Source organism: Streptomyces sp. CC0208, assembly GCF_003443735.1.
GTDB lineage: Bacteria > Actinomycetota > Actinomycetes > Streptomycetales > Streptomycetaceae > Streptomyces > Streptomyces sviceus.
This window is the reverse complement of record NZ_CP031969.1, coordinates 6,369,382-6,391,129: the sequence shown is the minus strand read 5'-3', so window position 1 is coordinate 6,391,129 and position 21,748 is coordinate 6,369,382. Positions and strand designations below refer to the sequence as shown.

Genomic DNA, 21,748 nt, shown 5'->3' with positions numbered 1-21,748 from the left:
ACCGGGGGATGATCGGTGAGGTAAGGCGTCTCTGGCAGACTTTGTGTCTATGGGTGACTCGACCGTGACCAGTCTGGAAGACCGCGGGAATGCGGCCGCTCCGGACTCCCTCACGGCCGCCGACCGGCTCACGGCCGCCGACCGGCCGGGTTTCCGGCCAGGTCTGCTGCGCCGGCTGCGGACTCCGCGCCGGCCTCGCCTGTGGTTCGAGATCCTGCTGATCGCGGTGAGTTACTGGACGTACTCGCTGATCCGCAACGCGGTGCCGGAGCAGAAGGCGGAGGCACTGCGCAACGCCGACTGGATCTGGCGGATGGAGCACCACCTCGGCATCGCGGTCGAGGAGTCCGTCAACCACGCGGTGAACTCGGTGACTTGGCTCGTCGTCGGGATGAACTACTACTACGCGACACTGCACTTCGTCGTGACCCTCGGCGTCCTGGTCTGGCTCTACCGCAGCCATCCCGGCCGCTACGCGGCGACCCGGCTGGTGCTCTTCGCGACCACGGGTGTGGCCCTGGTCGGTTACTACCTGTATCCGCTCGCGCCCCCGCGGTTGATGATCGGCGGCGACTTCGTCGACACGGTCGTGGTCCACCAGACCTGGGGATCGATGGCCTCCGGCGACCTCAAGCACATGTCCAACCAGTACGCCGCGATGCCGTCCATGCACATCGGCTGGTCCCTGTGGTGCGGCCTGACGATCTTCGCGCTGGCGTCGGTGCCGTGGGTGCGCGTCCTGGGCCTCGTCTACCCGGCGGCGACACTCCTGGTCATCGTGGCCACGGCCAACCACTTCTGGCTCGACGCGGTCGGCGGCGCCCTGTGCCTGATGTTCGGCTACACGGTGGCGTGGCTCTGGTACGGGGCGCTGCCGTACGCGCTGCCGAAGGTGCCGTACGCGCCGCCGAGGCCCGTGCGGGACCTGCGCGCCCTGCGCGCCCTGCGCGCCCTGCGCGCCCTGCGCCGCAGCAAGGCTTAGCGGGGTCGCGGCGGCGCGGCAAGGCGCAGTCGGGTCGCGCCGCACTGGGGCCTGGCGGGAGCGTTGCGCATGGGGGCCTGGCGGGGCCGTTGTGCGCATGGGGCCTGACGGGGCCGTTGTGCGCATGGGGCTTGGCCGGTCCGCGGCGGCACATCGCGGCTCGGTCGGCCGGCTCGTGACGGGGCGGACGGGCGCGCCCAGCGCCGCAGCAAGGCTTAGCGGGGTCGCGGCGGCGCGGCAAGGCGCAGTCGGGTCGCACCGCACTGGAGCCTGACGGGGCCGTTGTGCGCATGGGGCCTGACGGGGCCGTTGTGCGCATGGGGCCTGGCCGGTCCGCGGCGGCACATGCGGCTCGGTCGGCCGGCTCGTGACGGGGCGCCCAGACTTGGCCGGTCCGCGGCCGGAGGACACGGAGACGCACGGAGACGCACGAAGACGCCCCCTACCCTCCGTAGAACAACTCCTCCACCACGCCCCGGGCCCGCCGGGCCGTCCGCCGGTAGTCCTCCAGCATGTCCCCCGCGTGCCCCGGCCCGTACCCCAGGTAACGGCCCACGGCGGCGAGTTCGCGCGCCTCGGTCGGAAACGTGTCCCCGGCCCGCCCCCGTACCAGCATCACCGCGTTGCGCACCCGGGTCGCCAGCACCCACGCCTCGTCGAGGACCTGGGCGTCGTCAGCGGAGATGAACCCGGCGTCCCGTGCGGCGACGAGGGCCGCGCGGGTACGGGTCGTGCGCAGCCCCGGCACCTGGGCCCCGTGCCGCATCTGGAGCAGCTGGACGGTCCACTCGACGTCCGACAGGCCGCCGGGCCCGAGCTTGGTGTGCAGTTTCGGGTCGGCGCCGCGGGGCATCCGCTCCGACTCCATGCGCGCCTTCAGCCGCCGGATCTCGCGTACGGCGTCGTCGCCGAGGCCGGCCTCCGGATAGCGCAGGGGGGCGATGAGCTCGACGAAGCGGTGGCCCAACTCCTCGTCCCCGGCGACCGGTTCGGCCCGCAGCAGCGCCTGCGCCTCCCAGACGAGCGACCAGCGGCGGTAGTAGGCCGCGTACGAGGTCAGGCTGCGCACCAGCGGCCCAGACTTGCCCTCCGGGCGCAGGTCGGCGTCGATGAGCAGCGGCGGGTCGGCACTGGAGATCTGGAGCAGGCGGCGCATCTCGGAGACGACCTTGTTGGCGGCCTCGGAGGCCACCCGTTCCTCGACGCCCTCGCGCGGCTCGTGGACGAACAGGACGTCCGCGTCGGAGCCGTAGCCGAGTTCGTGACCGCCGAAGCGGCCCATGCCGATGACGGCGAACCGGGTGGGCAGGGTGTCCCCCCAGCCCTCCCGGACGACCGCGCGCAGGGTGCCGGCGAGGGTCGCGGCGGTCAGGTCGGACACGGCGGCGCCGACGCGGTCCACCAGGGCGCCCTGGTCCGGTTCGGCGGGCTGGGTCTCGGTGCCGTAGGAGCCGACGATGTCCGCGGCGGCCGTACGGAAGAGTTCGCGGCGCCGCACTCCACGGGCCGCCGTGACGCCCTGGACGGCGCCCTCGGCGCGGCCGACCGCGGCCAGTATCTCCTGCTCCAGACCGGCCCGCTCGCGGCGAGCGAGCCCGCCGCCGTCGCCGTCCCCGAGGAGCGCCACGGCCTCGGGGGCGCGCATCAGCAGGTCCGGGGCGAGGCGCCCGGCGGACAGAACGCGCGCGAGGTTCTCGGCGGCGGCGCCCTCGTCCCTCAGCAGCCGCAGATACCAGGGCGTCTTGCCCAACGCGTCCGACACCTTGCGGAAGTTGAGCAGTCCGGCGTCCGGGTCGGCCGACTCGGCGAACCAACCCAGCAGCACGGGAAGGAGAGTTCGCTGGATGGCGGCCTTGCGGGTGACGCCGGAGGCGAGCGCCTCCAGGTGCCTGAGCGCGGAGCCGGGGTCGGCGTACCCGAGCGCGACCAGCCGCTCCCGCGCCGCCCCGGCGCTCAACCTGATCTCGCCGGGCCCGAGTTGGGCCACCGCGTCCAGCAGCGGCCGGTAGAACAGCTTCTCGTGCAGTCGTCGTACGACGGAGGAGTGCCGCTTCCACTCGCGGTTGAGCTCGGTCACCGGGTCGGCGCGCAGACCGAGGGAGCGGCCGAGGCGGCGCAGGTCGGCCTCGTCCTCGGGGACGAGATGGGTGCGGCGCAGCCGGTAGAGCTGGATGCGGTGCTCCATGGAGCGCAGGAAGCGGTAGGCGTCGTCGAGCTGGGCGGCGTCGGCCCGGCCGACGTAGCCGCCGGCGGCGAGGGCGTGCAGGGCCTTGAGGGTGGTGCCGCTGCGCAGGGAGCCGTCCTCGCGACCGTGCACCAACTGCAGCAGCTGCACGGCGAATTCGACGTCCCGGAGCCCGCCGGGGCCGAGCTTGAGCTGCCGGTCCAGCTCGGCGACGGGGATGTTCTCGACCACCCTCCGCCGCATCTTCTGCACGTCGGCGACGAAGTTCTCGCGCTCGGCGGCCTTCCAGACGAGGGGTTCGAGGGCGGCGACGTACTCCTCGCCCAGCTCCAGGTCGCCGGCGACCGGGCGGGCCTTGAGGAGGGCCTGGAACTCCCAGGTCTTGGCCCAGCGCTGGTAGTAGGCGAGGTGGCTGGAGAGGGTGCGCACCAGCGGACCGTTTCTGCCCTCGGGGCGCAGATTGGCGTCGACGGGCCAGATGGACCCCTCGACGGTCGTCTCCGAGCAGACCCGCATCATGTGCGAGGCGAGCTTGGTGGCGGCGCGCAGGGCCTTGCCCTCGTCGGCGCCGTCGACAGCCTCCCCGACGAAGATGACATCGACGTCGGACACGTAGTTCAGCTCGTGCCCGCCGCACTTGCCCATCGCGATCACCGCGAGCCGGCACAGCGCCGCGTCCTCGGGGGCGGCCGCCCGCGCTATGGCGAGGGCGGCGCGCAGGGTCGCGGTGGCGAGGTCGGCGAGCTCGGCGGCGGTCTCGGCGAGGTCGGTGGTGCCGCACACGTCACGGGCGGCGATCGACAGCAGACAGCGCCGGTAGGCGACGCGCAGGGCGACGGGGTCGGTGGCCTCGGCGAGCCCGCGCTCGAACTCCTCGACACCGGGGTGCAGGTCGCGGGGCTCGTAGGTGACGAGGGCCTGCCAGTCGGCGGGGTGCCGGGCGAGATGCTCGGCGAGCGCCTCGGACGCGCCGAGCACCCCGAGCAGCCGGTCCCGGAACGGCTTCGCCGCTATCACCGTGTCGAGCAGTTCCCGGTCGGGCTGCGCCTCCAGGAGCCGTACCAGACCGAGCAGCGCGAGATCGGGATCAGCGGTCGCGCCGAGCGCCTCAAGGAGCACGGGGTCATTGCGTACGCCGCTCAGCTCCGCGCTCTCCAACAGTCGCTCGGCGCCCGACGGGTCGGTGAAACCGTGCCGCAGCAGCCGCGTGAAGGTACTGCTCCTGCGCCCCGGCGCCGCCGTCATCCCGGCCTCCTGTCCGATCTAGGTCGTGTCGATCGAGCCTATCCGGAGAGCGGGGAATGAGCGCTGGCGCGCGGGTGGGGGGATTTCGGGCGGGGTGTGGTCGGGCGCGGGGGCCGAGGGGAGAGTGAGGCGCAAGGCGCGGGGCCAGGGTGGGAACGGGGCCGGGGCGAGGGTGGGAACGGGGCCGGGGCGAGAGCCAGGCACGCGGCCGCGGTGGGAACGGGGCCGGGGCGAGAGCCAGACGCGCCCCCGACGCGGGAGCGGGGCCGGGGCGAGACCCAGACGCGCGGCCGAGGCGGATACGAGACCAGGGCCAGAACCAGACACGGCCGAGACGGGAACGAGGCCGGGCCAGAACCAGACCCGCCCCCCGACGCGGGAACGGGGCCGGGGCGAGACCCAGACGCGCGGCCGACGCGGGTACGGGACCAGGGCCGGAACCAGACACGCCGCCGACGCGGGAACGGCGGCGGGGCGGGAGCGGGGCCAGGGCGGGAGTGGGCGCGTTCGGGGCCGGACGCGCCCGTCGGGCCGAGCAGATCGTCGTCTTCTCCCGCATTCGGGGTACGCCTTGGGCAGACTGGGAATGTCGAGCCGGACCGCATCGGTGGGCCGGGTGTTCCCCGAGCCGGAGGCGTTGTGATGACCGAGAAGGAACCCGAGACCCACCTCGACACGCGCTACAGCGACCCGGACGCGACGGCGCACGCCTGGGCCGACGCGGAGTCACTGCTGGCCTCCGCCGAGCTGTTCTGGATCTCGACGGTACGTCCGGACGGGCGGCCGCACGTCACACCGTTGCCGGCCGTGTGGGCGCACGGGGCGCTGCACTTCTGCACCGGCCCCGAGGAGCGCAAGGCGAAGAACCTCGCGCACAACGCGCACGTGACCCTGACGACCGGCACCAACATCTGGGACAAGGGCTACGACCTGGTGGTGGAGGGCGAGGCGGTGCGGGTCTCGGACGACACGAGGCTGCGCGAGCTGGCCGCCGCGTGGGAGGCCAAGTACGGCGACTTCTGGCGTTTCGAGGTGCGGGACGGCTACTTCCATCACGGGCCGGGACACGCCGTCGTATATGCGGTGGCGCCGCGCACGGTTTTCGGCTTCGGTAAGGGACAGCCGTTCAGCCAGACGCGGTGGCGCTTCTGAGAACGGCCCTGAACGGCCCTCTGTACTGACGTAGACAAGGGAGTCACGCCATGGACATGAGCCTCGAAGTCATCCTGCTGCCGGTCACGGACGTCGACCGCGCCAAGGAGTTCTACCGCGACAAGGTCGGTTTCCACGTGGATCTGGACGGCGAGGTGATGGAGGGCGTCCGCATCTGCCAGCTGACCCCGCCCGGCTCGGGCTGTTCCATCGCCCTGGTGGACGGCCTCCAGGTCCCGACCGGCACCCCGCAGCCCGGGACGTACCACGGCATGCAACTGTGCGTGACGGACGCGAAGGCGGCGTACGAGGAACTCACCACCCGCGGCCTGGACGTCAGCGAACCGGTCCAGTTCGCCCCACAGGACGGCGCCACCTTCATGTACTTCAAGGACCCGGACGGCAACGGCTGGGCGATCCAGGAGTACAAGCGCAGGGAGACGGAGCCGCTGCACGCGGTTCTGTCGAAACTGGCAGAACAGTAGAACCTCGCGCCCTACGGAGAAGGCGGCGAGGAAGGCTGGGCCATGCGGAAACTGATCTACGGCATGAACCTCACCCTGGACGGCTACATCGCCGCGGCCGGCGACGACATCGGCTGGAGCGGACCGCCGAGCCACGAGCTGTTCCAGTGGTGGCTCGACCACGAGCAGGCAAGTGCCCTGACGCTGTACGGGCGCAAGCTGTGGGAGGCGATGAGCTCCTACTGGCCGACCGGCGACGAGCAGCCGGGCGCCACCCCGGCGCAGATCGCGTTCGCGCGGAACTGGCGGGACACGCCGAAGGTGGTGTTCTCCTCGACGATCGACAAGGTCGACTGGAACACCCGTCTGGTCACCGGCGACGCGATCGCCGAGATCACCCGGCTCAAGGCCGAGGACGGCGGCCCGATGACCATCGGCGGCGCCACGCTCGCCGGGGCGGCCATGCGCGCCGGGCTGATCGACGAGTACGCGATCGCCACCCACCCGGTCCTGGTGGGCAGCGGCACGCCGTTCTTCACGGCGCTGGACAACTGGGTGAACCTGAACCTGGTGGAGACGCGGACGTGTCCCGGCGGCGTGGTCCTGACCCGTTACCAGGCGGCCCAGGGCCAGTAACGCACCGAGGCCGACGGTCCGTGACCGTCGGCCTCACGTGGTCGATCAGCGGGAAACCCGCCCTGACCTGCCCCTACAACACCGGCAGGTTCTTCCGCAGCTCGAAGGCCGTGACCTCGCTGCGGTACTCCTCCCACTCGCTCTTCTTGTTGCGCAGGAAGAAGTCGAAGACGTGCTCGCCCAGGGTCTCCGCGACCAGGTCGCTGCGCTCCATCAGGGTGAGGGCCTCGCCCAGGTTCTGGGGCAGGGGCTCGATGCCCATGGCGCGGCGCTCGGAGTTGGACAGGGCCCAGACGTCGTCCTCGGCGCCCGGCGGGAGCTCGTAGCCCTCCTCGATGCCCTTGAGGCCGGCGGCCAGGAGCAGGGCGTAGGCGAGGTAGGGGTTGGCGCCGGAGTCGAGGGAGCGGACCTCGATGCGGGCCGAGCCGGTCTTGCCGGGCTTGTACATCGGGACGCGGACCAGAGCGGAGCGGTTGTTGTGGCCCCAGCAGATGTAGGAGGGAGCCTCGCCGCCGGCGCCGGCGGTGCGCTCGGTGCCGCCCCAGATCCGCTTGTAGGAGTTGACCCACTGGTTGGTGACCGCGGAGATCTCCGCCGCGTGCTTCAGCAGGCCCGCGATGAAGGAGCGGCCGACCTTGGAGAGCTGGTACTCCGAGCCGGACTCGTAGAACGCGTTCCGGTCGCCCTCGAAGAGCGAGAGGTGGGTGTGCATGCCCGAGCCGGGGTGCTCCGAGAACGGCTTCGGCATGAACGTCGCCTGGACGCCCTGCTCCAGCGCCACCTGCTTCATGACCAGGCGGAACGTCATGATGTTGTCGGCCGTGGAGAGCGCGTCGGCGTAGCGGAGGTCGATCTCCTGCTGGCCGGGGGCGCCCTCGTGGTGGGAGAACTCGACCGAGATGCCCATCGACTCCAGCATGGTGATCGCCTGGCGGCGGAAGTCCATGCCGATGTTCTGCGGGGTGTGGTCGAAGTAGCCGGAGTTGTCGGCCGGAGTCGGACGTGAGCCGTCCAGCGGGCGGTCCTTCAGGAGGAAGAACTCGATCTCCGGGTGGGTGTAGAAGGTGAAGCCCAGGTCGGAGGTGCGGGCCAGGGCGCGCTTCAGCACATACCTGGGGTCCGCGAAGGACGGGGAGCCGTCCGGCATGAGGATGTCGCAGAACATCCGGGCCGTGCCGGGGGCCTCGGCGCGCCAGGGCAGGACCTGGAAGGTCGACGGGTCCGGCTTGGCGATCATGTCGGATTCGTATACACGAGCGAATCCCTCGATCGCGGAGCCGTCGAACCCGATGCCCTCGTCGAAGGCCTGTTCGAGCTCCGCCGGGGCCACCGCGACGGACTTGAGGAAGCCCAGCACGTCCGTGAACCACAGGCGTACGAACCGGATGTCGCGCTCCTCCAAGGTCCGGAGCACGAACTCCTGCTGCTTGTCCATCTTCCGCTTCCCCATCCTTGCTGGTCAGGCCGCCTGTCTCCGTGTCCCGCAGGAGGCGGTCGGGCACCTGAGCATCACACCACAACAGCATTTCGTGCGCGTTGCCGACCTTGATCGTCCCGGCGACCCGGGAGTGAACGCCTCACGTCCGGCGGATGTACTGCTCTCCCGCCCATCTTGCCTGCTCGGACTGACATACGTAATGCCCGGCCCACCCCGTCTCACCGCACGCCCCGGTTTCCCGTGGGCGCCCTACGAGCAACCACCCCCGCCCCACTACGATCAGCGGACCGATCGTCACCATCCGTCCCGCCCCTTTCCCCCAGAAGGACACACCTCATGGGTTCCGCCAAGAACAGCACCACCGCGGCACGCAAGGCGCGCATAGAGGAGATGCGGCGCGCCGAGCAGTCCAGAGAGCGCCGCAACCGGATCCTCACCATCACCGCCAGCGCGGTCGTCGTCGCCGGTCTGGTCGCCGGCGCCATCGTGCTGGTGCAGTCGCAGTCCGACGACAGCACGGCGGCCGACGGCAAGGGCAACGGCAAGGGGCACTTCGTCACGGGCTCGGACGGTGTGCGGACCTGGAAGGGCACGCTGGGCCGCAACCACGTCGTCAAGACCGTCAGCTACCCGATGGAGCCCCCGGTCGGCGGCGACCACAACCAGGTCTGGATGAACTGCAACGGTGACGTGTACACCAAGGCGCTGAACAACATGAACGCCGTGCACTCGCTGGAGCACGGCGCGGTCTGGGTGACGTACACCAGCAAGGCCGAGAAGGCCGACGTGGACGCGCTCGCGGCCAAGGTGAAGAAGACGCCGTACACGCTGATGAGCCCGGACGACAAGCAGAAGGACCCGATCATGCTGTCGGCGTGGGGCCACCAGCGGACCGTGACCGGGGCGAAGGACCCGAACGTCGACAAGTTCTTCGCGAAGTTCGTGCAGGGCGAGCAGACGCCCGAGCCGGGCGCGGCGTGCACGGGTGGTCTGGGGCAGTGAGGTTCGCGGGAGTGGCCGTGGCCGTGGCGGGCGTCCTCGTCGCGGCGGGCGCGATCACCTATGCCGTGGCCGAGGACGGCGGCTCGGGCGACACCCCGTCGGCGGAGTCCGCGGACGCCGGCTTCGCGCGCGACATGGCCGTGCACCACCAGCAGGCCGTGGAGATGTCGTACATCGTGCGCGACCGCACCAAGGACGTCGAGGTGCGGCGGCTCGCCTACGACATCGCGCAGACGCAGGCCAACCAGCGCGGCATGCTGCTGGGTTGGCTGGATCTGTGGCAGCTGCCCAAGGTGTCGGCCGATCCGCCGATGACGTGGATGGACATGGGCGACATGCCGTCGGCCGGTGAGGGCTCGCTGATGCCGGGCATGGCGACCGACAGCGAGATGAAGAAGCTGGGCACGCTGAACGGCAAGCAGGCCGAGATCTTCTACCTGCAGTTGATGACGGACCATCACCAGGGCGGCATCCACATGGCGAAGGGCTGTGTGGAGAAGTGCACGGTCGGTGTGGAGAAGCGTCTCGCGCAGGGGATGGTCGCCGCGCAGCAGTCGGAGATCGACCTGATGGCGGGGATGCTGAAGGAGCGGGGCGCGAACCCGCGATGATAGAGGGTTAACCCTCGAACGAGCCTTTTCCATTAGGTTAATTGGGCTTTTCTTGGCATGCCCATTCCCCGGACATGAACGGTTCGTCGCAAGAGTGGCCACACCGTCGAGTGATCACTCGCGACGAACCGCATCTTGGGGGTTCCATGAGATCCAACCGCGCCAAATTCCGCGCCGGGGTGAGCATGGCGGCGACACTGCCGATGCTCGCGGGCGCGCTGGCGCTCGGTATACCCGCGGCTCACGCCGCGGACAGCCCGAACCGTGACACGCTGGCCGGGACCAAGCCCGCGTGGGCCACGGCCAAGGCAGACAAGGGGGCGGCCTCGGACAGTGCCCAGGTCTCCGCCCGGGTCTACCTCGCCGGCAAGAACGCCGCCGGCCTCGCCGCCTACGCGAAGTCGGTGTCCGACCCGTCCTCCGCGTCGTACGGCAAGTACCTGAGCGCGAAGCAGGCACAGGCCCGCTTCGGCGCCACCAAAGCGCAGGTCGCCGCGGTGAAGTCCTGGCTGGAGTCGGCGGGCCTGAAGGTCACCGGGGTCTCGCAGCACTACGTCTCCGTCACCGGTGACGTAGCCGCCGCCGAGAATGCCTTCGGTACCCAGCTGCACAACTACACCAAGGGCTCGAAGACCTACCGTGCCCCGGCCAAGGCCGCTTCCGCGCCGGCCGCTCTGGACGGTGCCGTCCTGACCGTCACCGGCCTGGACAACGCGCCGCACAAGGCCAGCAGCAAGGACCAGCTGCCGCCGCCGGACGCCGTGTTCAAGAACTCCGGGCCGTTCTCCTCGTACTACGGCTCGAAGATCGCGAGCACCCTGCCCGAGGCATACGGCTCGAAGATCCCGTACGCGATCAAGGGCTACACGGGCAAGCAGCTGCGCGCCGCCTACGGCGCGGGCAAGTACACCGGCAAGGGAGTGCGCGTCGCCATCACCGACGCCTACGCCTCGCCGACCATCGCCTTCGACGCGGCCACCTACGCGAAGAAGAACGGTGACGCGGCCTACAAGAGCAGCCAGCTGAAGCAGGTGCTGCCGAAGAACTACACGAAGACCGAGGAGTGCGGGGCGGCCGGCTGGTACGGCGAGGAGACCCTCGACGTCGAGGCCGTGCACGCGGTGGCGCCGGACGCGAACATCACGTACGTGGGTGCCGCGTCCTGCTACGACGACGATCTGCTCGACTCGCTCAGCAAGGTCGTCGACAACCACCTGGCCGACATCGTCTCCAACTCCTGGGGCGACATCGAGGCCAACCAGACGCCGGACCTCGCGGCCGCCTACGACCAGGTCTTCCAGTTCGGCGCGGTCGAGGGCATCGGCTTCTACTTCTCCTCCGGTGACAACGGCGACGAGGTCGCCAACACCGGTACGAAGCAGGTCGACACCCCGGCCAACTCGGCGTGGGTGACGGCGGTCGGCGGTACCTCGCTGGCCGTCGGCAAGGGCGACAAGTACCTGTGGGAGACCGGCTGGGGCACCGAGAAGGCCACGCTGTCCGCGGACGGCAAGAGCTGGACCAACTTCCCCGGCGCGTTCACCTCGGGCGCGGGCGGCGGCACCAGCAAGACGGTCGCCGAGCCCTTCTACCAGAAGGGTGTCGTCCCGAACGCGCTCGCCACGGCCAACAACGCCGCCGGCAACCGCGTGGTCCCGGACATCTCCGCGATCGCCGACCCGAACACCGGTTTCCTGGTGGGTCAGACGCAGACGTTCCCCGACGGCTCGCAGCAGTACAGCGAGTACCGCATCGGCGGCACGTCGCTGGCCTCGCCGGTGATCGCGGCCGTGCAGGCGCTGGCGCAGCAGGCGAGCGGCGGCAAGGCGCTCGGCTTCGCCAACCCGTCGATCTACTCCAAGTTCGGCTCCCGCGTGTACCACGACGTCACGGACAACCCCACGGGCTCCGGACTCGCGGTGGCGCGCATCGACTTCATCAACGGCTCTGACGCCAGCGGTGGGTTGAGCACCTCGGTCCGCAGCCTCGGCAAGGACAGCTCGCTGTCCGCGGTCAAGGGATACGACGACGTGACGGGCGTGGGTACGCCCGCGAACGGTTACGTGCAGTCGTTCGGCCGGCACTGACCGGACGTACGTCCCACTGGGGCCCGGTCCCGAAGGCGAGAACCTTCGGGACCGGGCCCCTCGTACATGTCCCGCCTACCTTCGCGGCATCGGGTCCGTGTGTCCTTGGCGGCGGGTCGTCGCGTGGAGCACGAACCCCACGGCCAGCAGGAGAGCCCCGGCGACGAGGAACGGCACCGGCGTGTACTCCTCGGTGCAGCTCTGCCCGCCGGTCACCGCGTGGCACACCTCTCCCGGACCGCCCCGGTTCAGGTAGGCGAGGTAGAACAGCGGCAGAGCCAGCCCTGAGACGGCGCCCACGACAGCGCGTCGAGGCCCTTTGCGGAGCAGCAACACCGCGGCCACCACGGCGAGTACGACGAAGGCCGCGCCCACCGTCAGGATCGCCGCGAGACCGATGCCGCCGCACGCTCCCACGAGGAGCCAGGCCAGGAACCAGCCCCATCGCGCCGTACGGTCCGGGCTGTCACCGTTCATGCCGCTCGTCCCGCCTCCGGTCGTGGCGCTCATGCCGCTCATAGCGCTCATCGAGGGCAAAGGTAAAGGCCAAAAGTAAGGGCACCGGTAAGGGCCCCTCACGCCTTGGCCCTGGCCCAACCTCTATAGCGTCGCTCTGACGATTACACTGATCCCGTGACTGCCTCGAACTTCTGGTCCATCTATCAGCACGGGTTCGCACGCGTCGCGGCGTGTACGGGTCACACCGTCATCGCGGACCCGCCCGCCAACGCCGAAGCGGTACTGCGTCACGCGCGCCGGTGCTCCGAGGAGGGGGTCGCGGTCGCCGTCTTCCCGGAACTGGGGCTGTGCGGCTACTCCATCGAGGACCTGCTCCTCCAGGACGCGCTGCTCGACGAGGTCGAGACGGCGCTCGGGGACGTCGTCGCCGGGTCGGCCGACCTGCTCCCGCTGCTGGTCGTCGGTGCCCCGCTGCGCCACCGCAACCGGGTCTACAACTGCGCGGTGATCGTGCACCGCGGCCGGGTCCTCGGTGTCGTACCGAAGTCGTACCCGCCCAACTACCGCGAGTTCTACGAGCGTCGGCAGATCGGCGACGGCGCCGACGAGCGCGGCGGGTCGATCCGGGTCGGCGGTGCGAGCGTGCCCTTCGGCGTGGACCTGCTGTTCGAGGCCGGCGACGTCCCCGGTCTCGTGCTGCACGCGGAGATCTGCGAGGACATGTGGGTGCCGGTGCCGCCCAGCGCGGAGGCCGCCCTCGCCGGCGCGACCGTGCTGGTCAACCTCTCCGGCAGCCCGATCACGGTCGGCCGGGCCGAGGACCGCAAGCTGCTGTGCCGCTCGGCGTCCTCGCGCTGTCTCGCCGCGTACGTCTACGCGGCGGCCGGACTCGGCGAGTCGACCACCGACCTGTCCTGGGACGGCCAGGCCATGGTCTACGAGAACGGCGTGCTGCTGGCCGAGACCGAGCGGTTCCCGCTGGGCGACGAGTACGCGGTGGCCGACGTGGACCTGGACCTGCTGCGGCAGGAGCGGATGCGGATGGGCACGTTCGACGAGAACCGGCGGGCCCATCGGACGCGCACCGGTGACTTCCGGACGGTGTCCTTCGAACTCGACCCGCCCGCGGGCGACCTGGGGCTCAAGCGCCGTCTGGAGCGCTTCCCGTTCGTGCCGGCCGACGCCGAGCGGCTCGCCCAGGACTGCTACGAGGCCTACAACATCCAGGTGGCCGGGCTCCAGCAGCGGCTCACGGCGATCGGCGGCCCGAAGGTGGTCATCGGGGTGTCCGGGGGCCTGGACTCCACGCACGCGCTGATCGTCGCCGCCCGTGCGATGGACCGGGCGGGGCGTCCGCGCAGCGACATCCTGGCCTGGACGCTGCCCGGTTTCGCCACCAGCGACCACACCAAGGACAACGCCCACAAGCTGATGCGGGCCCTCGGCGTGACCGCGGCCGAGCTGGACATCACGCCGACCGCGCGGCTGATGCTGCAGGAGATGGACCACCCCTTCGCCTCCGGCGAGCCGGTCTACGACGTCACCTTCGAGAACGTCCAGGCGGGCCTGCGCACCGACTACCTGTTCCGGCTGGCCAACCAGCGCGGCGGCATCGTGCTCGGCACCGGCGACCTCTCCGAGCTGGCGCTCGGCTGGTCCACGTATGGCGTGGGCGACCAGATGAGCCACTACAACGTCAACTCGGGCGTGCCGAAGACGCTGATGCAGCATCTGATCCGCTGGGTGATCAGCAGCGAGCAGTTCGACGAGGAGACCGGCGGGATCCTCGCCGCGATCCTCGACACCGAGATCAGTCCGGAGCTGGTGCCGGGCGAGGAGATGCAGTCCACCGAGTCCAAGATCGGCCCGTACGCGCTGCACGACTTCACGCTCTTCCACGTCCTGCGCTACGGCTTCCGACCGTCGAAGATCGCCTTCCTGGCCTGGCACGCATGGCACGACGACAAGAGCGGTGACTGGCCGCCGAACTTCCCCGAGGCCAAGCGCGTGACGTACGACCTGCCGGAGATCCGTCGGTGGCTGGAGGTGTTCTGCAAGCGCTTCTTCGCGTTCGCGCAGTTCAAGCGCTCGGCCATGCCGAACGGGCCGAAGGTGTCGGCGGGCGGTTCGCTGTCGCCGCGCGGTGACTGGCGGGCGCCGTCGGACAGTTCGGCGAAGGCTTGGCTGCGGGATCTGGAGCGGTTCGACTAGGGCCTGGTGCGAAAGTGGCCTCGTCGCCCGGAGGGCGGCCGCGCGGCGTTCGGTGCGTGCTCTCGGCGTGCTGCCCGGAAGCCCTCGTACTGGGCGCACTCGGGCTTTCGGGCGGTGCGTCGAGTGAGGTGCCCCCTCTGGGGGAGCGTGCCGGGCGTCGCGCGGCAGAGGCCACTTCCGCCATAGGCCCTAGAGGAGAGCGCCCCGCCGACGGGGGAAGATCGGCGGGGCGCTGTGGTGCCGCTGTGGCTCTGACGGGCCGTCGGCCCTAGTGGACGGAGTGCTCCTCCAGCGGGAACGTGCCGCCGACGACGTCCTCCGCGAAGGCCTTGACCGCGCCGGACATCACCTCGCGCAGGTTGGCGTACTGCTTGACGAACTTCGGGACCCGCCCGCCGGTGAGGCCGAGCATGTCGGTCCAGACGAGGACCTGCGCGTCGGTCTCGGGGCCCGCGCCGATGCCGACCGTCGGGATGTGCAGGACCCGGGTGACCTCGGCCGCGAGCTCCGCCGGGACCAGCTCCAGGACGACGGCGAACGCGCCCGCGTCCTGGACGGCCTTCGCGTCGCGCAACAGCTGCTGGGCCGCCTCCTCGCCGCGGCCCTGGACGCGGTAGCCCATGGCGTTGACGGACTGCGGGGTCAGGCCGATGTGGGCCATGACCGGGATGCCGGACTCGACGAGCAGGCGGATCTGCTCGTGGGAGCGCTCGCCGCCCTCCAGCTTCACGGCGCCGACGCCCGCCTCCTTGACCAGCCGGGTCGCCGAGCGCAGCGCCTGCACCGGGCCCTCCTGGTACGAGCCGAAGGGCAGGTCGCCGACGATCAGGGCGCGCGAGGTGCCCCGAACGACGGCCGCCGACAGCATGGTCATCTCGTCCATGGTGACGGGCACGGTGGTCTCGTAGCCGAGGTGACAGTTGCCCGCCGAGTCGCCGACGAGCATCACGGGGATGCCGGCCTCGTCGAAGACGGCGGCGGTCGTCGCGTCGTAGGCGGTGAGCATGGGCCACTTCTCGCCGCGTTCCTTGGCGAGGGCGATGTCCCGGACGGTGATGCGGCGCGTGCCCTTGCCCCCGTACAGCGCCTTGCTGCCGTCGGAGGGCTTGGTGTGGGCAGCCGAAAGCTGCGTCATTGCAACGGCTCCTTACGTCATCTCGAGGCGCCCTCACGGCGTCCCCGGACCACCTCCATGGTGGCACCTCGTGCCAGCCAGGGCCAGGGGTGGTCGGTGTGACCGTTCAGGCACGGCTCGGGCGGGCACCCGGGTGAGTAAGAGCTGGGTAAATTACTAACGATACGAGACGGTGCCGTATCGTAATGGAGCTATTCTCGGACGCATGACTACCGCAGCCCCTGACTCCCGGGTACCGGAGGCGGTGCACCGGCGCCGCTGGGCGATTCTCGGCGTACTGATGCTGAGCCTGCTGATCGTGGTGCTCGACAACTCGATCCTGAACGTCGCGATCAAGACGATCTCGACCCCCGCGCCGACCGGCCTGGGCGCCACCCAGAGCGAGCTGGAGTGGGCGATCAACGCCTACACCCTGGTGTTCGCCGGGCTCCTGTTCACCGCGGGCCTGCTCGGCGACCGGCTCGGCCGCAAGAAGGTGCTGCTGGGCGGCCTGGTCGTGTTCGGCGCCGGTTCCGCCCTCGCCGCGTTCTCCGGCTCGCCGGACCAGCTGATCGCCTTCCGCGCCATGATGGGCCTCGGCGCGGCGTTCGTCATGCCGGCCACGCTCGCCGTCCTGATGAACGTCTTCGAGCGCGAGGAGCAGCCCAAGGCCATCGGCATCTGGGCGGGCGGCGTCGGTCTCGCCATCGCCATCGGGCCGATCACCGGCGGAGTGCTCCTCGACCACTTCTGGTGGGGCTCGGTCTTCCTCATCAACGTGCCGATCGTGGTGCTCGCGCTCACGCTGATGCTGTGGCTGGTGCCCGACTCCCGCGACCCGAAGCCGGGCCGGCTCGACCCCGTCGGTGTCGTGCTGTCCGTCATCGGCCTGGTGCTGCTCGTCTACGGCATCATCAAGGGCGGCCAGCTCGCCGACTTCACCGACGCGACCGTACTGGCCACCATCGGTGCCGGTCTCGCCGTGCTCGTCGCCTTCGTGGTGTTCGAGAAGCGCAGCGACCACCCGTCGATCGATGTCACCTACTTCAAGAACAAGGTGTTCTCGGCTGCGATCGGCGCCATAGGGCTGGTGTTCTTCGCGCTGATGGGCGTGACCTTCTTCTCGGTCTTCTACACCCAGAGCGTGCGCGGGTACTCGCCGCTGCAGACCGGTCTGCTGATGCTGCCGCTGGCCGCCGCGCAGCTGATCTTCGCGCCGCGCGCCCGCCTGGTCGTCGACCGCTTCGGCAACCGGGCGACGACGACCGGGGGCATGCTGCTGATCGCCGCGATGCTGTGCGCGTTCGCCGCGCTGGAGGCGGACACGCCGATCTGGCTGCTGGAGGTGATCTTCTTCCTCATGGGCACCGGCATGGCGCACATCATGACGCCGACCAGCGTCGTCATCATGCAGGCCCTGCCGCGCGAGAAGGCCGGCTCCGCGTCCGCGCTGAGCAACACCTTCCGGCAGGTCGGCGGCGCGCTCGGCATCGCCGTCCTCGGTTCGGTGCTCTCCACGGCCTACCGCAGCGGTATCGAGTCCCACCTCGGCACGGTTCCGCCGGGCGTACGGCACACCGCGGGCGAGTCCATCGAGGCCACGCTCGGCGTCGCCGCGAAGCTCGGCCCCCGGGGCGACGCCCTGGTCGGTCCGGCCAACGACGCCTTCCTGCACGCGATGCACGTCACCGCGCTGTGGGGAGCGGGCGTGGCCCTGGTCGGCGCCCTCGTGGTGGCGCTGTACCTGCCGGGCCGCCCGGCGGAGCGTCAGCCGGGCCAGGAGGAACAGGAGTTGGTTCCCGCGGGCGAGTGAACCGGTGGGGCGGTGGCCGGCCGTCGCCGGCCGGCCACCGCTCCCCCGCATCACCGCAGAGCAGGGATAATCACTTCATCACACAGAGAGGACCCAGCGACGTGAGCGGCCTCGCCGAGAGTCAGTCCAGGCAGCCGGGGGCCGTACGGGGCCGGCCCCGCAGCGAGGCCGTGGAGCGGTCCATCATCGAGGCCGTCATCAAGCTGCTGGAGGACGGCGTGCCGCTCGCCGAGCTGTCCATCGAGCGCATCGCCCGGACCGCGGGCGTCGGCAAGGCCACCATCTACCGCCGCTGGAACGGCAAGGAGGAGCTCTTCGTCGACGTCGTGCGCACCGCCGAGCCGCCGGACGCGGAACTGCCCGGCACCTCGATGCGCGACGATCTCGTGGCCCTGCTGGAGCAGTTGCGGCTGCGCGGGCTGATGACCCGGTCCTCGGCGCTGCTGCACAGTGTCTTCGCCCAGATGAAGAGCAGTCCGAGGGTCTGGGACGCCTACCACGCGATCGTCGTCGCGCCCCGGCACCGCAAGCAGGTCGACATCCTGCGCCGGGGACAGGCCAACGGCGAGCTGCGCACGGACATCGACGTCGATCTGCTCAACGACCTGTTCATCGGACCCATGCTGTTCCGCACCATCATGCAGCCCAACGCCGCCCTGCCGGAGGGCCTGTCCGAACAGATCGTCGACACCGTCCTCGAAGGCCTACGCCCCGTCAGTTCCTAGTGTGCGCGTTTCGTCACAGAGGGCGCTTTCACCCCCCGGACGGGGAACTCGGGAAGGCGACTTGTACGTCATCGCCCCCGTACGGTCGTCATGGGACGACGAGGTGGAAGCCGATCATCCCCTAGGGTCGTACGGGGTTCTGACACCCCACGGCAACGGGGCGAACGGTGTGCACGGCAGGTAGTGAGGCGACGGTATGGCGCAGCAGGCATACGTGACGGAGACGGCGGACGGCGGCTCGGGACCCGAGCGGCGCAGAGACCGGTTCCGGCGCCTGCTCGGCCGACCGTTGTCCGGCTGGCGCGGTGACCCCAGGATCTGGCGCCGTGGTCTCGTCCTGGCCGCCCTCGCTGTGCTCGTCGCCCTGGTGATGCTGCTGCACGCGCAGATCCCGAACGCTGTCGGCAACCTCGGCAGCCTCACGGAGACCTTCCTGCCCTGGCTCGGCCTGTTCGTGCCGGTGCTGCTCCTGCTCGGTTTCCTCCGCAGGTCCGCGACCGCGCTGATCGCGGTGCTGCTCCCGGCGGCCGTGTGGCTGAACCTCTTCGGCGGGCTGCTCTCCGACAAGAACGCCACCGGCGGCGACCTCACGGTGGCCACCCACAACGTCAACGCCGACAACGCCGACCCGTCCGGCACCGCCCGGGACGTGGCCGCCTCCGGCGCGGACGTGGTGGCCCTGGAGGAGCTGACCGCCTCCGCGGTGCCGGTGTACGAGAAGGCGCTGGCGTCGACGTACAAGTACCACGCGGTCGAGGGCACCGTGGGGCTGTGGAGCAAGGATCCGCTGACCGGCGTGCAGGCCGTCGACATCAAGCTGGGCTGGACCCGGGCCATGCGGGCCACGGTGAGCGCGCCGGACGGTCAGGTCGCGGTGTACGTCGCCCACCTGCCGTCCGTCCGGGTGAAGATGGAGGCCGGGTTCACCGCCCGCCAGCGCGACAAGAGCGCCGACGCGCTGGGCGAGGCCATCGCCGACGACAGGCTCCCCCGCAAGATCCTGCTCGGCGACCTCAACGGCACGATGAACGACCGCGCGCTCAACGCCGTCACCTCCCAGATGCGCTCCACGCAGGGCGCGGCGGGCAGCGGCTTCGGGTTCAGCTGGCCGGCGTCGTTCCCGATGGCGCGGATCGACCAGATCATGGTGCAGGGCGTGAAGCCGGTGAGTTCGTGGACCCTGCCCGAGACCGGCAGCGACCATCTGCCGGTGGCGGCGCGAGTGAGCCTCACCACTTCGTCGTAGCCCGTGGGAAGCCTGGGGAAGCAGCGTTTGTTCCGTTAATGAACATAAGCTAGGTACGGAACTCCGCTCTCCCCTGAAAGGCTCGACTTCTTCATGCCTCTGGCCCTGCTCGCACTGGCCGTCGGCGCTTTCGGTCTCGGCACCACCGAATTCGTCATGATGGGCCTGCTGCCCGACGTCGCCGACGACCTGGGCATCTCGATTCCCACCGCCGGTCACCTGGTCTCGGCGTACGCGCTGGGCGTGGTGATCGGCGCCCCGCTGCTCGCCGCGGTCACCGCCCGGATGTCCCGTCGCAAGGTCCTCATCGGCCTGATGGGACTGTTCGTGGCCGGCAACGCGCTCTCCGCCCTCGCTCCCGACGAGCACTGGCTGCTCGCGGCCCGCTTCCTGAGCGGACTGCCGCACGGAGCCTTCTTCGGGGTGGGCGCGGTCGTCGCCACGAGCATGGTGGCGCCGGAACGCAAGGCCCGCTCGGTCTCCCTGATGTTCCTCGGCCTGACCCTCGCCAACATCGCGGGCGTCCCCGTCGCCACCCTCATGGGCCAGCACCTGGGCTGGCGGGCGACCTTCCTCGGCGTCAGCGCGATCGGCCTGGCGGCGATAGCCTCCCTGGCGTTCCTCATCCCGCACGACCACGCGCACGCCCCGGCGGTGGGCCTGCGCCGCGAACTGGTCGCCCTGAAGTCGGTGCCCGTCTGGCTCGCCCTCGGCACCACGGTGGCGGGCTTCGGCGCGCTGTTCTCCGCGTACAGCTACATCACGCCGATGCTCACGGACGCGGCCGGCTACGCCGACTCCAGCGTGACGCTGCTGCTCGCCCTGTTCGGCGTGGGCGCGACGGCCGGCAACCTGATCGGCGGACGCCTCGCCGACCACTCGCTGCGCGGCACCCTGTTCGGCGGCCTGACCTCGCTGGTCGTGGTCCTGGCCCTGTTCCCGGTCCTCATGTCGACGCAGTGGACCGCCGCGACGGCGGTCGTCCTCCTGGGCACGGCGGCCTTCGTCACCGGCTCCCCGCTCCAGCTGATGGTCATGGAGAAGGCCTCGGCTGCCCCCTCCCTGGCCTCCTCCGCCAACCAGGCCGCCTTCAACCTGGCCAACGCCGGCGGCGCCTGGATCGGCGGCCTCGCCCTGGCCGCGGGCCTCGGCGCGACCTCCCCGGCCCTGACAGGCGCCGCCCTGGCCGTCCTCGGCCTCGGCGTCGCGACGGTGGCGACGGTCGTGGACCGGCGGCGCGTGGGCGTGCCGGCCGGCCGGGAGCGCGTGGTCGCCTCGCATGTGCCGGAGCACGCGGAGGCAGTGCGCCACTGAGCAGCCGTACGGCAGGAGGGGGCGCCCGGTGATCACCGGGCGCCCCCTCTTCATGTCCGCGTCCGGGCCCGTTCCCGTACCGCCGGAATCAGGTCGGCAAGACGCTCCAGCTGGTCCTGCTGGGCGGACCGGCCCAGGGCACCGAGGCGGACGACCAGATGCCGGGCGCCTGCGGTGGCGTACCGGGTCAGCTGGTCGAGGACTTCGTCGGCGGAGCCGGTGACGACCGCCTGGATCCTCCTCAGGTCCTCCAGCGGCATGCCGTAGGTGGCGCGGGCGTAGTCGTCCAGTGCGCGGTGGCCGGCGACGGGGTCGTCGTCGAGGCGCAGGGAGACGAACAGGGCCGGGGTGATGTCCTCGGCGCGGCGGCGCGCGTCGGCCGCGGCGCCGCGGATCCGCAGGAGGCCGGACGCGTAGTCGGCCGGGTCGGGAGGGTAGGGCAGCCACCCGTCGTACATGCGGCCGGTCCGGGCGAGAGCTGTCGGTGTCGCGCCGCCGAGCCAGATCGGGGGGCCGCCGGGACGACAGGGCCTGGTGGCGGGCGGGAGGTCGTCGTAATGGAGGATCTCGCCGTGGAAGGAGTCGGCTCCGGTCCACAGGGCCCGCCAGAGGGCGACCGTCTCGTCGAGGCGCGCGAAACGCCGTTCCCACGGGACCTCGGACAGGGTGTAGAGGGGACGGCCGAAGCGGCCGGGGAAGCCGGCGCCGACCGCGACGGTGAGCCGGCCGCCGGACAGGAGGTCGAGCGAGGCCAGAGCCTGCGCGGCCTGCACCGGCCGGCGAAGGAACGGCAGCAGGGCAGCCGTGCCCAGCGTGACGGTCTCGGTCGCCGGCGCCAGCGCGGCGAGCATCGTCAGGGCCTCGACGCGCGGGGTGAGCAACGAGTCGTTGACGAACAGGGAGGAGAAGCCCGCCTGTTCTGCCGAGCGGCCGAAGGCGACCAGGGCGCGCGGGTCTTCGGTCGTGCCCCACTGGGCCGTGCCGGTCGGAAGCAGTACGCCGATGTCCATGGCAGCGATGCTTCCGGCCGGTGGGAATGGCGACAATTCCCTGCGGGGAATGGC

General features: G+C 70.7%; 17 protein-coding genes. 12 read left to right on the top strand and 5 right to left on the bottom strand.

Translation table 11 applies throughout. The annotated features are described in order from the left end of the window. Nucleotides 1-49 precede the first annotated feature (49 nt). A complete protein-coding gene (locus tag D1369_RS29360; RefSeq protein ID WP_118082693.1) occupies nucleotides 50-982 on the top strand; it encodes a phosphatase PAP2 family protein in 933 nt (310 codons plus the stop codon). Nucleotides 983-1,424: 442 nt separating this feature from the next. Here the strand turns inward: D1369_RS29360 and D1369_RS29355 are convergent, their stop codons facing one another. Continuing rightward, nucleotides 1,425-4,412 (bottom strand): bifunctional [glutamine synthetase] adenylyltransferase/[glutamine synthetase]-adenylyl-L-tyrosine phosphorylase, encoded by a 2,988-nt coding sequence (locus D1369_RS29355; RefSeq protein WP_007381567.1) that lies wholly within the window; start codon nucleotides 4,410-4,412, stop codon nucleotides 1,425-1,427. Between the two features lie 642 nt (nucleotides 4,413-5,054). On the opposite strand from D1369_RS29355, the gene D1369_RS29350 reads away from it, so the two are divergent. From D1369_RS29350 to D1369_RS29340, 3 genes are read left to right on the top strand one after another with little or no spacing between them, the layout of a single operon-like run. Further along, nucleotides 5,055-5,564 carry a pyridoxamine 5'-phosphate oxidase family protein gene (locus D1369_RS29350; protein ID WP_037899762.1) on the top strand — a complete coding sequence of 170 codons (510 nt, stop codon included), beginning with the start codon at nucleotides 5,055-5,057 and terminating at the stop codon, nucleotides 5,562-5,564. A gap of 50 nt (nucleotides 5,565-5,614) precedes the next feature. Next, nucleotides 5,615-6,049, top strand: coding sequence for a VOC family protein (locus D1369_RS29345; protein WP_007381569.1), 435 nt, complete (start codon nucleotides 5,615-5,617; stop codon nucleotides 6,047-6,049). A gap of 42 nt (nucleotides 6,050-6,091) precedes the next feature. Beyond that, nucleotides 6,092-6,664 carry a dihydrofolate reductase family protein gene (locus tag D1369_RS29340; protein ID WP_007381570.1) on the top strand — a complete coding sequence of 191 codons (573 nt, stop codon included), beginning with the start codon at nucleotides 6,092-6,094 and terminating at the stop codon, nucleotides 6,662-6,664. A gap of 73 nt (nucleotides 6,665-6,737) precedes the next feature. On the opposite strand, the gene glnA is transcribed toward D1369_RS29340, so the two are convergent. After that, a complete protein-coding gene (glnA, locus tag D1369_RS29335) occupies nucleotides 6,738-8,099 on the bottom strand; it encodes a type I glutamate--ammonia ligase (protein ID WP_007381571.1) in 1,362 nt (453 codons plus the stop codon). 339 nt (nucleotides 8,100-8,438) lie between these two features. Between glnA and D1369_RS29330 the strand changes: the two genes are divergently transcribed. The 3 genes from D1369_RS29330 (at nucleotide 8,439) to D1369_RS29320 (ending at nucleotide 11,802) form a co-directional block, all read left to right on the top strand. Beyond that, nucleotides 8,439-9,104, top strand: a complete 666-nt coding sequence (locus D1369_RS29330; RefSeq protein ID WP_007381572.1) for a DUF3105 domain-containing protein — start codon at nucleotides 8,439-8,441, stop codon at nucleotides 9,102-9,104. An 11-nt stretch (nucleotides 9,105-9,115) separates the two neighbouring features. Beyond that, the gene (locus D1369_RS29325) at nucleotides 9,116-9,715 is read left to right on the top strand and encodes a DUF305 domain-containing protein (RefSeq protein ID WP_106433485.1); all 600 of its coding nucleotides are present in this window, start codon (nucleotides 9,116-9,118) and stop codon (nucleotides 9,713-9,715) included. 146 nt (nucleotides 9,716-9,861) lie between these two features. Continuing rightward, complete coding sequence (locus D1369_RS29320; RefSeq protein ID WP_007381574.1) at nucleotides 9,862-11,802, top strand: S53 family peptidase; 1,941 nt, start codon at nucleotides 9,862-9,864, stop codon at nucleotides 11,800-11,802. 75 nt (nucleotides 11,803-11,877) lie between these two features. Here D1369_RS29320 and D1369_RS29315 read toward each other — a convergent pair whose 3' ends face one another. After that, nucleotides 11,878-12,330: a hypothetical protein gene (locus tag D1369_RS29315; protein ID WP_202476980.1), complete on the bottom strand. Its 453-nt coding sequence runs from the start codon at nucleotides 12,328-12,330 to the stop codon at nucleotides 11,878-11,880. Nucleotides 12,331-12,435: 105 nt separating this feature from the next. On the opposite strand from D1369_RS29315, the gene D1369_RS29310 reads away from it, so the two are divergent. Further along, entirely contained in the window at nucleotides 12,436-14,472 is a 2,037-nt protein-coding gene (locus tag D1369_RS29310; protein WP_007381576.1) for an NAD(+) synthase, read from the top strand. Between the two features lie 268 nt (nucleotides 14,473-14,740). On the opposite strand, the gene panB is transcribed toward D1369_RS29310, so the two are convergent. Continuing rightward, nucleotides 14,741-15,607, bottom strand: coding sequence for a 3-methyl-2-oxobutanoate hydroxymethyltransferase (panB, locus tag D1369_RS29305; protein ID WP_007381577.1), 867 nt, complete (start codon nucleotides 15,605-15,607; stop codon nucleotides 14,741-14,743). Between the two features lie 205 nt (nucleotides 15,608-15,812). Between panB and D1369_RS29300 the strand changes: the two genes are divergently transcribed. The 4 genes from D1369_RS29300 (at nucleotide 15,813) to D1369_RS29285 (ending at nucleotide 20,684) form a co-directional block, all read left to right on the top strand. Then, entirely contained in the window at nucleotides 15,813-17,399 is a 1,587-nt protein-coding gene (locus D1369_RS29300) for an MFS transporter (RefSeq protein WP_007381578.1), read from the top strand. Between the two features lie 101 nt (nucleotides 17,400-17,500). Then, a complete protein-coding gene (locus tag D1369_RS29295; RefSeq protein ID WP_118082692.1) occupies nucleotides 17,501-18,124 on the top strand; it encodes a TetR/AcrR family transcriptional regulator in 624 nt (207 codons plus the stop codon). Nucleotides 18,125-18,320: 196 nt separating this feature from the next. Continuing rightward, entirely contained in the window at nucleotides 18,321-19,370 is a 1,050-nt protein-coding gene (locus D1369_RS29290) for an endonuclease/exonuclease/phosphatase family protein (RefSeq protein ID WP_007381580.1), read from the top strand. A 93-nt stretch (nucleotides 19,371-19,463) separates the two neighbouring features. Further along, nucleotides 19,464-20,684, top strand: coding sequence for an MFS transporter (locus D1369_RS29285; RefSeq protein ID WP_007381581.1), 1,221 nt, complete (start codon nucleotides 19,464-19,466; stop codon nucleotides 20,682-20,684). A gap of 50 nt (nucleotides 20,685-20,734) precedes the next feature. On the opposite strand, the gene D1369_RS29280 is transcribed toward D1369_RS29285, so the two are convergent. After that, nucleotides 20,735-21,694: an LLM class flavin-dependent oxidoreductase gene (locus tag D1369_RS29280; RefSeq protein ID WP_007381582.1), complete on the bottom strand. Its 960-nt coding sequence runs from the start codon at nucleotides 21,692-21,694 to the stop codon at nucleotides 20,735-20,737. Nucleotides 21,695-21,748 lie beyond the last annotated feature (54 nt).

What these genes read in the sequence shown, in the direction of transcription:
- D1369_RS29360 (WP_118082693.1), top strand. Translation starts at nt 50, where the DNA reads ATGGGTGACTCGACCGTGACCAGTCTGGAAGACCGCGGGAATGCGGCC.
- D1369_RS29355 (WP_007381567.1), bottom strand. Translation starts at nt 4,412, where the DNA reads ATGACGGCGGCGCCGGGGCGCAGGAGCAGTACCTTCACGCGGCTGCTG.
- D1369_RS29350 (WP_037899762.1), top strand. Translation starts at nt 5,055, where the DNA reads ATGACCGAGAAGGAACCCGAGACCCACCTCGACACGCGCTACAGCGAC.
- D1369_RS29345 (WP_007381569.1), top strand. Translation starts at nt 5,615, where the DNA reads ATGGACATGAGCCTCGAAGTCATCCTGCTGCCGGTCACGGACGTCGAC.
- D1369_RS29340 (WP_007381570.1), top strand. Translation starts at nt 6,092, where the DNA reads ATGCGGAAACTGATCTACGGCATGAACCTCACCCTGGACGGCTACATC.
- glnA (WP_007381571.1), bottom strand. Translation starts at nt 8,099, where the DNA reads ATGGACAAGCAGCAGGAGTTCGTGCTCCGGACCTTGGAGGAGCGCGAC.
- D1369_RS29330 (WP_007381572.1), top strand. Translation starts at nt 8,439, where the DNA reads ATGGGTTCCGCCAAGAACAGCACCACCGCGGCACGCAAGGCGCGCATA.
- D1369_RS29320 (WP_007381574.1), top strand. Translation starts at nt 9,862, where the DNA reads ATGAGATCCAACCGCGCCAAATTCCGCGCCGGGGTGAGCATGGCGGCG.
- D1369_RS29315 (WP_202476980.1), bottom strand. Translation starts at nt 12,330, where the DNA reads ATGAGCGCTATGAGCGGCATGAGCGCCACGACCGGAGGCGGGACGAGC.
- panB (WP_007381577.1), bottom strand. Translation starts at nt 15,607, where the DNA reads ATGACGCAGCTTTCGGCTGCCCACACCAAGCCCTCCGACGGCAGCAAG.
- D1369_RS29300 (WP_007381578.1), top strand. Translation starts at nt 15,813, where the DNA reads ATGACTACCGCAGCCCCTGACTCCCGGGTACCGGAGGCGGTGCACCGG.
- D1369_RS29290 (WP_007381580.1), top strand. Translation starts at nt 18,321, where the DNA reads ATGGCGCAGCAGGCATACGTGACGGAGACGGCGGACGGCGGCTCGGGA.
- D1369_RS29285 (WP_007381581.1), top strand. Translation starts at nt 19,464, where the DNA reads ATGCCTCTGGCCCTGCTCGCACTGGCCGTCGGCGCTTTCGGTCTCGGC.
- D1369_RS29280 (WP_007381582.1), bottom strand. Translation starts at nt 21,694, where the DNA reads ATGGACATCGGCGTACTGCTTCCGACCGGCACGGCCCAGTGGGGCACG.